Source organism: Actinomyces sp. B33, from assembly GCF_028437565.1.
Taxonomy (GTDB): Bacteria; Actinomycetota; Actinomycetes; order Actinomycetales; family Actinomycetaceae; genus Pauljensenia.
Genome location: NZ_JAMRYR010000002.1, coordinates 61,366 through 73,223, shown reverse-complemented (window position 1 = coordinate 73,223; position 11,858 = coordinate 61,366). Strand labels below are relative to the sequence as shown.

Here is an 11,858-nt window from a genome sequence, read left to right as displayed (position 1 = left end):
CGGTCCTACTCGGAGAACGTGATCGTCGGGGACATCGCGATCGGCCCCGTCCCCGCATAGGGGCCGGCCACGACGATGTCCCAGGCGTCATCGCGATGGTCGAGGGTCCGCCCCTCCCCGTCGGCGATGCCCGCATTGAGCCTGTACGTCCCATCGCCCAACGGCAGATCCGGGATCGAGAACACGACGACCGACTCCCCCTCGACCGGCGGCATGACGGAATTCGCCGCCCGCGTGTCGAACGTGAAGAGGTGCTGGCCCAGGTTCGTCTCGAAGGTCATCCCCGCCAGCCACTGGTCCATCCGCTCGTCGCAGGTGAATCGCATGCGGATCCTCACGTCGTCGCCGGTGGCGACCGAATGCGTCCGATTCCCCTGCGCGTCGATGACCTCGATGCTCGTGATCCGCACTTTGCCCTGGAGCGGCGGCGTGAGGTTCTTCCCCATGCGGCCCGCGCGCTCGAATCCCTCGCGCAGGACGTGGACCGCCTCCTGCGTATCCCCGTCGAAGACCATCCGCCCGTGATCGAGGACGATCCCCCGGGTGCACACCGCGTTGACCTGATCGGCGGAATGGGACACGAGGACGATCGACCGGCCCTCGCGCTGGAACTGCCCGATCTTATCCATGCACTTGCGCTGGAAGGGCTCGTCGCCGACGGCGAGGACCTCGTCGACGAGGAGGACGTCCGGGTCGGAGTGGACGGCGACGGCGAAGGCCAGGCGGACGTACATGCCCGACGAGTAGAACTTCACCTGCGTGTCGATGAACTGCTCGATCCCGGAGAAATCGACGATCGCGTCGAGTTGGCGCTCGGTCTCGGCCCGCGACATCCCCAGGATCGAGGCGTTGAGGAAGACGTTCTCCCGCCCGGTCAGATCCTGGTGGAAGCCGGCTCCGAGCTCGAGCAGCGCCGCCATCCTCCCCCGGGTCGTCACCCGCCCCGTCGTCGGCCGGATGATCGACCCCATGATCTTCAGCAGCGTCGACTTGCCCGAGCCGTTGTGGCCCATGAGGCCGACCGTCTGACTCATGGGGATCGCGATCGACACGTCGTCGAGGGCCTGAAACTGCTCGACGCGGCTCCTCGACGAATGGAGGACCCGCTCCTTGATCGACGTGTCCCGGTGGATCCTGAAGGTCTTGGACACGCCCTCGACTCGGACGACGTCTGGGTAGGCGGTGGTCACCATGTCACAGCTCCTGGGCGAAATTGCCTTCGAGGCGGATGAAGACCCGGTGGGCGGCGAACAGGCACACCAGGCCGACGACGAGGCTCGCGCACATCCGCAGGAGCATATGCGACGGGTACGGCTCCGCCGCGCCCGCCGCCCACAGCGACCTCTGGAAGCCGAGGATCGCGAGCGTCACCGGATTGGCCAAGTAGATCTCGAGGAGCCATCCGGATACCGCCTGGGCCACGTACTCGTAGGAGTAGACGATCGGGGAGGCCCAGAAGGCGAGGAACGTGGCGACCTCGACGAGGTGCTGGATGTCGCGCATGTACACGTTGAGGGCGCTGAGCGCCAGCGCCGCGGTCAACCCGTAGACGATGAGGATCGCGATGGCCAACGGCAGGTATCCGAGCAGGCTCGGCGACGGGATCCGCCCGGTGACGACGACCGCGAAGACGAGGATCGCGAACTGGATCGCGGAATTGACGACTGCCGTGCCCGCCGTGGCCAACGGGAAGACCTCGCGCGGCAAGTAGACCTTCTTCACCAATCCCGCATTGGCGACGATGCTGCCCGTCCCCCCGTTAACGATCTCCAGGACGAGCCCCCACGCGGTCAGGCCCGCGAAGACGAAGATCGCGAAATCCGGGATCCCGCGAGCCGCCCCGAGGAAATGGCCGATGACGATGAAGTAGATGAGAAGCTGGGCCAGCGGCTTGACCATCGACCAGGCGAACCCGAAGGACGAGTCCTTGTACTTCGCCTTGATCTCGCGATTGATCAGCAGGCCGAGGAGCTCTCTTCTGCGCCAGACGTCGACGATCGACTTCTTCGTTCCGGCGACCACGCCGGCTTTCTGCCCCAGCTCCCTCATCGGCTCGGCAGCGAGGCGGCGCGCGCGCTCGTCAACGGGACTCGTTGGATTCACCACCGCAGTATCGCACATGGTCCGGGCCGATTCGCCCTTCCGCGTCGTCGAACGCGGGCCGTCGGCGCTCGCCTCATGAGCCGTACCGCCGCAGCGGCTCGCGCACTCCCCGCCGGACCCCCCGCCACCGCTGGACGTGGTAGGCGGGATTGACGAGCAGTCCGCGCAGCTTCGAGACCGCCGTCAGCTCGCGGTCCCTGACGATCCGCAGCGCGTCGCGGACGGTCCCGCCGACGACCATCCGGACGACGGTCCTCATCGAGGGCATGGCCACGTCGATGCCGACCTCGCGCAGCCCCTGGGTCTCCTCGAACATCCGGTCGTCGTACTCGCCGACGGTCATCTCGTTGGAGTGCATGACCAGGGCCCTGGGGGCGTACGCCTTGATGAGGCCGGCGTCGATGACGTCGCGGCCCAGGAGCTGGTCCTCCGCGTAGGACACGTCGCGGTAGGGCACGGGACCCGTCAGGGTCGACCGGCGCGCCGCCGAGTTGACGTCGGAGTAGAAGGAGACGGCGTTGCGCACCCCCTCGTCCTGGATGAAGTCGTCGTCGTAGAACAGCGTGGTCCCGTATCCGGGGCCGAACCCGGCGAACATCGTGCGGATCTCGTAGCGCAGCAGGGGGAACGCGCTGGCGCGCGGCGCCTGGGCGCCCATGACGGCGACGATCCTGTCGCTGATGCCGAAGGGCGCGGTGATCTCGTGGAGCCACCGGTCGTGGGCGGGGGTCGCGTCGTGCGTCAGGTAGGCGACGATCTCGCCGCGGGCCAGGTGTGCCGCGAGGTTGCGGGTCTTGCCGTGCCCGAACTCGGAGTTGGGGATCTGGTGGAGGCGGACCCGAGGGTGGGCGGCGATGATGTCGAGGGTCGCGTCGGTCGATCCGGAGTCGATGACGAGGATCTCGTAGGAGCCCTCGAAGCGCTGGTCCTCGACGGCCCGGAGGATCTCGTCGATGTGGCGCTCGCCGTTGTAGGTGAGGATGACGACTGTCGCGTCGAGGCGGTCGTGTTCAGCTGCCATGGGCGCGGATCTCCTGCCAGGTCTTGTCGATCCCCTGGTCGAGGGGGGTCAGGGTGAAGGGGCCGAACTCCTCGGTGATCCGGGTGGTGTCGAGGACGGACCCGTGGACGTAGGTCGGGGGCGTGGGGCGGTGCTCGACGCGCGGGTCCAGTCCGGTGACGCGGCGGATCGAGTCGACGATCTCGTTGACGCTCGTTGCCTGGCCCGACCCGAGGTTGTACGTGTGGCCGGTGGCCCCCTGGGTGACGACGGCGGCGACGATGCTGGCCAGGTCGTTGACGTAGATGTAGTCGCGGTACATCGTCCCGTCGCCCATGACGGTCAGGGGTTCGCCGTGGAGGGCGTTGCGCAGGAAGATCGGGATGATCCCCTGGCGCTTGTGGGGGTTCTGTCGGGTGCCGTAGGGGTTGGCGATCCGCAGGCTCGTCGAGGCCAGGGCGTGCTTGCGCTCGAAGAACCGCATGTAGTTCTCGATGGCGAGCTTGCCGATGCCGTAGGGGGACACGGGCAGGGTCGGGTCGTCCTCGTGGAAGCGCCCCTGCTCGCGGTCCCCGTAGATAGTGCCGCCCGACGAGGCGAAGTACAGGTGCTCGACGCCCTCCTGGGCGCAGATCTCGAAGAGCTCGACGGATCCGAGGATGTTCGTGCGGATGTCGAGGGTCGGGTCGTTCTCGGCGGTGGCGGGGTCGGTCGTCGAGAGCATGTGGAGGACGACGTCGTGCCCGCGCACGGCTTGGCGCAGGTCCCCGGTGTTGAGGAAGTTCCCGTCGAACACGGCGACCCCGGGGGCGTCCCAGTGGACTTCGCCCGAGTACATGTCGAACGCCGTGATCCGGTGGCCGCGGGCCGCCAGGGCGTCGACGATGTGGGAGCCGAGGAAGCCGTTGCCGCCGATGACGAGGACGTCAGCCATGCATGGCCTCCTCGAAAGCCCGGACGAATTGGAGCCCCGAGTCGGTCCAGGAGAGCCCGTGGACGGACCGGGCGGCTTCTCGCGACCGCTCGAGCTGGTCGGGGTCGTCGAGGATCTCGACGATCTGCCGGGCGAGGGCCCCGGGCGACAGCGGGGTGTAGGCGATGTTCGGGTTGTCGGAGACGAGGCGGTTGTTCGGGGCGTCGTTGACGACGGGGATCGTCCCGCACGACAGGAGCTCGAGGGGCAGGAGCGACATGTTCGTCAGCGACATGACGAGGGCGGCGGCGCACCGGTTGTACAGGGGGCTGAGCTCGTCGATACGCATGGCGCCGTGGTTGACGTAGTCGAAGGGGATGTCCCAGTCCGCGACGTTCCACCCGGCCATGTGGATCGTCGTCTGCGGCCGCAGGCGCTTGACCTCGGCGAGCGCCATGACCCCCAGTTCGAAGCCCCGTCGGGTCGTCACGGGCCGGGCGTAGAAGAACACGTCGGAGCGCCGGGCGTCGTTGCTGCGCGCGTAGACCGTCAGGTCCGTCGCGAAGTCGAAGGGGTGGGTCGTCATCGAGTAGTCCGCGGCGAGCTTCTGGGCGAGCCACCGTCCGGCGGTGAAGGCCTCGAATCCGAAGCGGTAGGAGTTCTCGGCGAGCTTGTTCTCCGACCCGACGGGGTAGAACGACGGCTCGAAGTCCTGGACGAAGTAGAAGCGCCGGGCGTCGCTCGGATCGAGGTAGGCGGGGTAGGCCGTCTCCCAGCCGGTGGCGAAGATCGCGTCGGCGTCCGGGCCGACGCCCGACTCGGGCCGGTAGATCTCGATGGGGGCCCGCAGGTGCGGGTAGGCGACGGACTCGGCGAGCATGTCCCGCACGGCCTGCACGTCGATCGGCATCGGGTCGGAGGAGTAGAGGAAGATCTGGACCCGGTGGCCGGCGCCCTCGAGGAACGAGAGGAACCGGAAGATGTTCTGGTGCCCGCCGGAGGATTTGCCGGGCGGGGACATGATCCACGCGGTCGTGAACGGCCCCTCGCCGAGCTGGCGCGGCCGTTCGCGCCACGGGGGCGTCGTCGTCCAGTCCACGGCGGCGGCGTCGTCGAACGTCGTCAGCATGTGGAGGGGCTTGCGCCTGAGCAGTCGCTTCGCGGACGAGCCCGAGCGGGGCTGGGACAGGCGCGAGGACACCCCGAGGAAGAAGCGGGCGGCGGTCAGGCGCGCCCCGTTCTTCCGGTAGTAGGCGGCTCCGCGTCGCGCATAGCCCGCCACGGTGTCGAATGCAGTCATGGGGGTCAGTCTATCCGCCCGCGCCCTCGTTCCGATTCATCGGGGCGCGCCCGCCCCCGGCCGTGAGTCGTCGCGCGGCCGGGGGCGGGGGCGTCAGTCCGCGTCGAGCAGGTCGAGGAGGTACTGGCCGTACCCGGACTTGACGAGGGGCTCGGCGCGTCGGCGCAGGCCCTCGTCGTCGATGAAGCCCATGCGCCACGCGACCTCCTCGGGGGCGCCGATCTTCATGCCCTGGCGGGCCTCGACGGTGCGGATGAAGGCGGTGGCGTCGGCCAGCGAGTCGAAGGTCCCGGTGTCGAGCCACGCGGTTCCGCGCGGCAGGACCTCGACCTGGAGCCTGCCCGCCTCGAGGTAGGCGCGGTTGACGTCGGTGATCTCGTACTCGCCGCGCGCCGACGGGGCGAGGTTCTTCGCGATCTCGACGACGTCGTTGTCGTAGAAGTACAGGCCCGGCACCGCGTAGTTCGACTTGGGGCGGGCGGGCTTCTCCTCGATGGACACGGCGGTGAAGTTCTCGTCGAACTCGACGACCCCGTAGGCGCTCGGGTCGGACACGTGGTAGGCGAAGACGGCGCCACCGTCGGGGTCGGCGTGGCGGCGCAGCTGCGATCCCATGCCGGGGCCGTAGAAGATGTTGTCGCCCAGGACGAGGGCGGCGGCGTCGGTCCCGACGTGGTCGGCGCCCAGGACGAAGGCCTGGGCGAGCCCGTTGGGAACCTCCTGGACGGCGTAGGAGATGGCGACGCCCAGTTGGGACCCGTCGCCCAGGAGGCGCTGGAAGGAGGGGGCGTCGTGGGGGGTCGTGATGACGAGGACGTCCTGGATGCCGGCGAGCATGAGGGTCGACAGCGGGTAGTAGATCATCGGTTTGTCGTAGACGGGGACGAGCTGCTTGGAGACCCCCAGGGTGATCGGGTTGAGGCGGGTGCCCGAGCCTCCGGCGAGGATGATGCCCTTCATGCTGCTCCTTCAGGTTCTCAGTCGCTGCCCGACGCCGGTCGTCGGCATCGCCCCATTGTGCGCGGCCCGGGTCGTTTTTTCATCGAGGCGTGCCGGATGTCGGCCCTCATCGCCGTCGGGGCGTCCGGCTAGAATCGCCGAAGACCCCTGTCGCCCGACACGACCGATCCCGAGGAGACCACTGACCATGACGACGCCGACCGGCAAGCCCCTGGGCATCGAGGAGACCGCGATCCCCGGCTTCCTGAGGATCGATGTGACGGTCCATGGCGACACGCGCGGATGGTTCAAGGAGAACTGGCAGCGCGAGAAGATGGTCGCCCTGGGCCTGCCGGACTTCCACCCGGTCCAGAACAACATCTCCTTCAACGACGAGGCCGGCGTCACCCGCGGCATCCACGCCGAGCCGTGGGACAAGTTCGTCTCCGTGGCCACGGGGAGGGTCTTCGGCGCCTGGGTCGACCTGCGCGAGGGCCCCTCCTTCGGCACCGTGTACACCGCCGAGATCGACCCGTCGGTCGCCGTCTTCGTCCCCAGGGGCGTGGGCAACGCCTATCAGACGCTCGAACCGGGCACCGCCTACACCTACCTCGTCAACGACCACTGGTCGCCCGACTCCGTCTACACCGCGCTGAGCCTCGACGACGCGACGGCGGCGATCCCCTGGCCGATCCCCCTCGACCAGGCGATCATCTCCGACAAGGATCGGGCCAACCCCCCGCTCGACGCCGTCGTCCCCTTCCCCGCCCCCGAGTCGACGGGCCGCAGGGTCCTCGTCACCGGCGCCAACGGCCAGCTCGGGCGCGAGCTCATGCGGCGCCTGCCCGAGGCCGGGTTCACCGCGACCGGAGTCGACCTGCCCGACGTCGACATCGCCGACGCCGAGCAGATGAACTCCTTCCACTGGTCCGCCTACGACATCATCGTCAACGCCGCCGCGTGGACCGACGTCGACGGCGCCGAGACCCCCGAGGGACGCCGGCTCGCCTGGCGGGCGAACGCGACGGGACCGGCGAACCTCGCGCGGATCGGCGCCCAGCGCGGCCTGACCATCGTCCATATCTCCAGCGAGTACGTCTTCGACGGGACCGCCGGCCCCCACCTCGAGGACGAGGCCCCATCCCCCCTGGGCGTGTACGGGCAGTCCAAGGCCGGCGGCGACGCCGCGGTGACCGCCTGCCCGACGCACTACCTCGTGCGGACGAGCTGGGTCGTCGGCGACGGAAGGAACTTCATCCGGACGATGGCCTCCCTCGCCGATCGCGGGGTGCGCCCCTCGGTCGTCGACGACCAGGTGGGGCGCCTGACCTTCACCGCCGACCTGGCTGGCGGCATCATCCACCTGCTCTCCACGGGCGCCGCGTACGGGACGTACAACCTGTCGGGCGAGGGACCGGCGGTCAGCTGGGCCGACGTCGCCTCGCGCGTCTACGAGCTCCTCGGCCACGACCCGGCGGAGGTCGCGCCCGTCTCGACCGAGGAATACTTCTCCGGCCAGGACGGCATCGCCCCCCGCCCGCTCGACTCGCGCCTCGACCTGACGAAGATCGAGTCCACCGGGTTCCGCCCGGCAGACTCGATGGCGCGCCTCGACTCCTACGTGACCGGTCCGGCCGGCTCGGACCCCGCCTGAGGACCCGCATGCTCCGCCATCTCCGCCTCCCCTGTTTCGGCGGCCCGCGGGCCGCGTCCGCCCAGCCCCGCAGCCGGTGGACGGCCGCCCTCCTAGGTGCCCTCCTCGTCGTCTCCGCCCTGGTCACGGGCATCGGCTGGGTCATCGCCTCCCCGGTCGGAGCCTCCCCCGACGACGACTTCCACCTCGTGAGCGCCTGGTGCCCGCGGCCAGTCGAGGAGTCCTGCCCGACGCGGTTCAACGAGGAGCACGGCGTCGTCGAGGTCGAGGTCCCCCAGCCCATCGGGGACAACTCCGTGTGCTACGCGTTCATGCCCGATCGATCCGCCCAGTGCACGACGCGCTACAGCGACGCCAGGACCCGGTGGGCCATCCGATACGACGACGGGAACTACCCGACCGGCTTCTACCGCTTCCACCATCTCCTCGTCCAGGAGAACTCGCGGGCCGCGGCCCTGACGATGCGGCTGGCGAACCTGCTCATCGGCCTCGCCCTCCTGGCCTGCATCGGATCGCTGAGCCCGCGGCGGCTGCGCCAGCCCTTCCTCCTGGCGATGGCGGTCTCGTGGGTGCCGATGGGCCTGTACTTCATCGCGTCGAACAACCCCTCGTCCTGGTCGATCACCGGTGTCTTCGCGTTCGCGACGGGCCTGTACGCGGCGGCGCGCTCCGCGGGCGGCCGACGGTGGGGGCTCCTCGGATGCGCCGGCGCGGGGGCCATCCTGTGCTGCTCGTCGCGTCCCGACGCCGCGTTCTACCTCTTCGTCGTCACCGCTGCCTTCGCCTTCGCCCTGAGGTGGTCGAGGGCGCTGTGGCCCGAGGCCGCCCTCGCGCTCGCCGCGAGCACGGCGGGAGTGTGGCAGTTCCTCTCCAACAGGCAAGCCTCGCCCGGAGGGGGCCAGGGCCCCGCCGGCGAGGGCCTGCGGGGGGCCGTCGAGACCGCGGTCCGAACGGCCGTCGCCCTGCCCAAGTACTTCGCCGGGTTCTACGGCCTGGACCGGGGGCCCGGATGGTTCGACGTCCCCATCGACGGCACGATCACGGTCCTCGCCCTCGCCGTCGGCCTGGGGGCCCTGTTCCTCTCCCTGCGGGCCGGGACGTGGCGCACGTGGATGGCCGCGCTCATGGTCTTCGGCTCGATGTCGGGGCTGCCCGTCGTCGTGGTCGCCGCCGGGGTCTTCGACAGCATCTCCCCCTACCAGCCGCGCTACATCCTCCCGCTCCTCGCGGTGCTCTTCTTCCTCCTCTTCGCCGTCGACGCCCCGGCGCGGCGCATCCTGTCGAGGCCGCAGGCGATCCTCGCGGGAGCGTGCCTGGTCCTCGCCCACGCCCTGACCCTCCACGTCCTCCTCGCGCGGTACACCCGTGGGCTCGTCGGCCCCGAGGAACCGCTCGACCTCGACTTCCAGCTCCAATGGTGGTGGCCGATCCCCGTGACGCCGATGCAGGTCTGGATCGCCGTCTCCCTCGCCTTCGGGGTCGCCGTCGTGTGCCTCCTCGTCCTCGCCGGCCGCAGTGCCGACGCCGCCGACGAGGTCGAACGGCTCGACTGGACGACCCCTCGGGTTCCGGCGCCCGCTGACGGGCCCCGCCCCGCCCCCGATCTCCGCCCCTCGCGGTAAGATTCACGCGTTGTCGTCGTGAGGAGCATCGTGTCCGAGCCAATGCCGCGTGTCCTCGTCATCATCCCCGCGTGGAACGAGGAGGAGGTCCTCGCCGGCGTCCTCAGGGAGGTCCTGACGAGCGTCCAAGGAGTCGCCGACGTCCTCGTCGTCTCCGACGGGTCGACGGACCGCACCGCGCGGATCGCCCGCGACGCCGGCGTCGCCGTCCTCGACCTGCCCCTCAACCTCGGAGTCGGCGGCGCTATGCGCGCCGGGTACCTGTACGCCGCGCGCCACGACTACGACTACGCGGTCCAGCTCGACGCGGACGGCCAGCACGACCCCGCCGAGATCCCCGCGCTGCTCGACCGCTCCCGCTCCGAGGGCGCCGACCTCGTCATCGGCGCCCGCTTCGCCGGCAAGGGCGACTACTCGGTCCGGGGCCCCCGCCACTGGGCGATGAAGGTCCTGTCCGTCATCCTCTCGCGGGTGTGCGGCACGCGGCTGACGGACACGACATCGGGCTTCAAGCTGTGCACCCGGCGCGCAATCGGCCTGTTCAGCCGCGACTACCCCGCCGAGTACCTCGGCGACACCATCGAGGCCCTCGTCCTGGCCTCCCGCCGCGGCCTCGTCATCCGCCAGGAGCCCGTCGAGATGCGCCCGCGCGCCGGCGGCGAGCCCTCCCACGACCCGCTCAAAGCCGCGGTATTCCTCATCCGGGCATTCCTCGCCCTGGGGGTCGCCCTGTCCCGGCCCCGCGTCCCCTCCCCCGTCCCCCCCGCCGAGGAGGCCTCCCGATGAGCTCGACCTACTGGCTCGGAGTGCTCTTCGGCCTCATCGTCCTCGTCGCCGTATTCCTGAGGATGCGCAACTCGGGGATGAAGGAGCGCTACGCGACGTGGTGGATCGTCATCGCGGTCAGCGTCGCCGTGTTCTCTCTCTTCCCCGGGGCGCTCTCCTCCCTCTCCCAGCTCCTCGGGGTCCAAGTCCCCCTCAACCTGGGGCTCGTCGCCGCAGCGACCGTCCTCCTCCTGCTCACGCTGCGCCTGAGCGTCGACCTGTCCCGCGCCACCGAGGAGCGCCGTCGCCTGGCCGAGGAGCTCGCGCTGACGAACAACCGGGCCGACGACCTCGCCGACCGGGTCTGCCGCCTGGAGGAGCGCCTCCACGAGTGACGGGGCGCCGCCCCAGCGGGACCCCGCCTGAGCGCCGTCCGCGCCCCTACCGGGCCGAGCGGCGCTCGGCGACGACCTCCTCGGCGATCCTCGCGTATTCGCGCGAGCGCACCGGCCACGTCCACTCGTCGATGAGCTCCGCGGGCGCCGGCTCGCCCGGCACCGCGAGCATCCCCTCCAGGGACTCGACGAGGGACTCGCGGGTCTTCTCCGGGCAGATGACGATCGGTGCTCCCGCGTCGCGCAGGAGCTCGGCCCCCGGAACGACGTAGGTGACGACCCTCCCCTGTTCGGCCAGGGCCTCCAACAGGGTCGTCTGGAACCCTTCCGACAGGACCGTGGGGTTGACGAGCGTCGCGCCCGCCAGGCTCCGGCGGACCTCGTCGGCCGACACGCGCCCGCGCAGGTCGACCGCTCCGTCGAGCCCCAGGCTCGCGCGCAGCGCCCGCGCGTCCTCCAGGCAGGGTCCCGCTCCGAGGACCTCGCCGTCGACCTCGTGCCCGCGCGCGCGCAGAGCGGCCACGGCGTGGAGGAAGTCGTCCCACCCCTTCCCCTCGACGATGCGTCCGACGAATACGAGCCGCCCGGGCCGATCGACGACCTCCCCCCGGACGAGGGGCGGCGTGATCGCGTTGTGGAACACCCGTGCCGGCACCCCGCCGAGGCGCCCGGCGAAGTCGGCGGCCTGCGCGGACACGCCGAGCACCCGGTCGGCGTGACGGAGCACGTAGCGGCCGGCCGTCACGTCCACCAGGCGCGAGCACCAGGAGATCAGGGGCGACGGCGAGGCGACGAAACCCGATCCGTGCTCGGTGTGGACGACCGGGATCGCGCAGGCCCGGGCGGCGCGCACACCGATGAGGCTCATCGGGAAGAAGCGGGTGTGGACCGAGACGAGGTCGATGGCGTGGGCGCGCAGGAAACGGCTGATCGACCGGCGGGCCCCCGGGGCCGGGAAGGAGATGACGTCGGCGATCGGCAGGTGAGAGCGGCCCGTGAGGACCTCGACGCCGCCGTCGACGCGCCGTCCGGGGTCGGCGGAGATCGTCAGGACCCACACCCGGTGCCCCTGGGCGACGAGCCCCTCGGCGAGGTTCTGGATGTGGGATTCGAGCCCCCCCATGCGCGGCGGGTAGCTGTTAACGATCATCGCGATCCGCATTGAGT

Annotated in this window: 11 protein-coding genes; 4 read left to right on the top strand and 7 right to left on the bottom strand. The window is 70.2% G+C overall.

What is annotated here, in order from left to right; genetic code table 11:
- Positions 1-5: 5 nt before the first annotated feature.
- The 6 genes from M3T53_RS02825 to rfbA all read right to left on the bottom strand — a co-directional run bounded on the left by M3T53_RS02825 (position 6) and on the right by rfbA (position 6,276).
- Positions 6-1,193, bottom strand: coding sequence for an ABC transporter ATP-binding protein (locus M3T53_RS02825; protein WP_272432942.1), 1,188 nt, complete (start codon positions 1,191-1,193; stop codon positions 6-8).
- Between the two features lies 1 nt (position 1,194).
- The gene (locus M3T53_RS02820; RefSeq protein ID WP_272432941.1) at positions 1,195-2,103 is read right to left on the bottom strand and encodes an ABC transporter permease; all 909 of its coding nucleotides are present in this window, start codon (positions 2,101-2,103) and stop codon (positions 1,195-1,197) included.
- Between the two features lie 73 nt (positions 2,104-2,176).
- Positions 2,177-3,124 (bottom strand): glycosyltransferase family 2 protein, encoded by a 948-nt coding sequence (locus M3T53_RS02815; RefSeq protein WP_272432940.1) that lies wholly within the window; start codon positions 3,122-3,124, stop codon positions 2,177-2,179.
- On the bottom strand, positions 3,114-4,037 hold the full coding sequence (locus tag M3T53_RS02810) for an NAD-dependent epimerase/dehydratase family protein (RefSeq protein ID WP_272432939.1): 924 nt from the start codon (positions 4,035-4,037) through the stop codon (positions 3,114-3,116). Before M3T53_RS02810 ends, M3T53_RS02815 begins: the two co-directional genes overlap by 11 nt.
- A complete protein-coding gene (locus M3T53_RS02805) occupies positions 4,030-5,316 on the bottom strand; it encodes a rhamnosyltransferase WsaF family glycosyltransferase (RefSeq protein WP_272432938.1) in 1,287 nt (428 codons plus the stop codon). The genes M3T53_RS02810 and M3T53_RS02805 overlap by 8 nt, the downstream gene beginning before the upstream one ends.
- Positions 5,317-5,409: 93 nt before the next feature.
- Positions 5,410-6,276, bottom strand: a complete 867-nt coding sequence (gene rfbA / locus M3T53_RS02800) for a glucose-1-phosphate thymidylyltransferase RfbA (RefSeq protein ID WP_272432937.1) — start codon at positions 6,274-6,276, stop codon at positions 5,410-5,412.
- Positions 6,277-6,463: 187 nt separating this feature from the next.
- Between rfbA and M3T53_RS02795 the strand changes: the two genes are divergently transcribed.
- Genes M3T53_RS02795 through M3T53_RS02780 form a run of 4 tightly spaced genes read left to right on the top strand, consistent with a single transcriptional unit; the run spans position 6,464 to position 10,691 of the window.
- Positions 6,464-7,909 carry a bifunctional dTDP-4-dehydrorhamnose 3,5-epimerase family protein/NAD(P)-dependent oxidoreductase gene (locus tag M3T53_RS02795; protein WP_272432936.1) on the top strand — a complete coding sequence of 482 codons (1,446 nt, stop codon included), beginning with the start codon at positions 6,464-6,466 and terminating at the stop codon, positions 7,907-7,909.
- An 8-nt stretch (positions 7,910-7,917) separates the two neighbouring features.
- Entirely contained in the window at positions 7,918-9,531 is a 1,614-nt protein-coding gene (locus M3T53_RS02790; RefSeq protein WP_272432934.1) for a DUF2142 domain-containing protein, read from the top strand.
- Between the two features lie 42 nt (positions 9,532-9,573).
- The gene (locus M3T53_RS02785) at positions 9,574-10,317 is read left to right on the top strand and encodes a glycosyltransferase family 2 protein (RefSeq protein ID WP_272433290.1); all 744 of its coding nucleotides are present in this window, start codon (positions 9,574-9,576) and stop codon (positions 10,315-10,317) included.
- On the top strand, positions 10,314-10,691 hold the full coding sequence (locus M3T53_RS02780; protein WP_272432933.1) for a DUF2304 domain-containing protein: 378 nt from the start codon (positions 10,314-10,316) through the stop codon (positions 10,689-10,691). Before M3T53_RS02785 ends, M3T53_RS02780 begins: the two co-directional genes overlap by 4 nt.
- Positions 10,692-10,737: 46 nt before the next feature.
- Here M3T53_RS02780 and M3T53_RS02775 read toward each other — a convergent pair whose 3' ends face one another.
- Positions 10,738-11,853 (bottom strand): glycosyltransferase family 4 protein, encoded by a 1,116-nt coding sequence (locus M3T53_RS02775; protein WP_272432932.1) that lies wholly within the window; start codon positions 11,851-11,853, stop codon positions 10,738-10,740.
- Positions 11,854-11,858: the final 5 nt, after the last annotated feature.

Excerpts from the sequence above, each read along its gene's own strand:
- M3T53_RS02825 (WP_272432942.1), bottom strand. The coding sequence starts at position 1,193 with ATGGTGACCACCGCCTACCCAGACGTCGTCCGAGTCGAGGGCGTGTCC.
- M3T53_RS02815 (WP_272432940.1), bottom strand. The coding sequence starts at position 3,124 with ATGGCAGCTGAACACGACCGCCTCGACGCGACAGTCGTCATCCTCACC.
- M3T53_RS02810 (WP_272432939.1), bottom strand. The coding sequence starts at position 4,037 with ATGGCTGACGTCCTCGTCATCGGCGGCAACGGCTTCCTCGGCTCCCAC.
- M3T53_RS02805 (WP_272432938.1), bottom strand. The coding sequence starts at position 5,316 with ATGACTGCATTCGACACCGTGGCGGGCTATGCGCGACGCGGAGCCGCC.
- rfbA (WP_272432937.1), bottom strand. The coding sequence starts at position 6,276 with ATGAAGGGCATCATCCTCGCCGGAGGCTCGGGCACCCGCCTCAACCCG.
- M3T53_RS02795 (WP_272432936.1), top strand. The coding sequence starts at position 6,464 with ATGACGACGCCGACCGGCAAGCCCCTGGGCATCGAGGAGACCGCGATC.
- M3T53_RS02790 (WP_272432934.1), top strand. The coding sequence starts at position 7,918 with ATGCTCCGCCATCTCCGCCTCCCCTGTTTCGGCGGCCCGCGGGCCGCG.
- M3T53_RS02785 (WP_272433290.1), top strand. The coding sequence starts at position 9,574 with ATGCCGCGTGTCCTCGTCATCATCCCCGCGTGGAACGAGGAGGAGGTC.
- M3T53_RS02780 (WP_272432933.1), top strand. The coding sequence starts at position 10,314 with ATGAGCTCGACCTACTGGCTCGGAGTGCTCTTCGGCCTCATCGTCCTC.
- M3T53_RS02775 (WP_272432932.1), bottom strand. The coding sequence starts at position 11,853 with ATGCGGATCGCGATGATCGTTAACAGCTACCCGCCGCGCATGGGGGGG.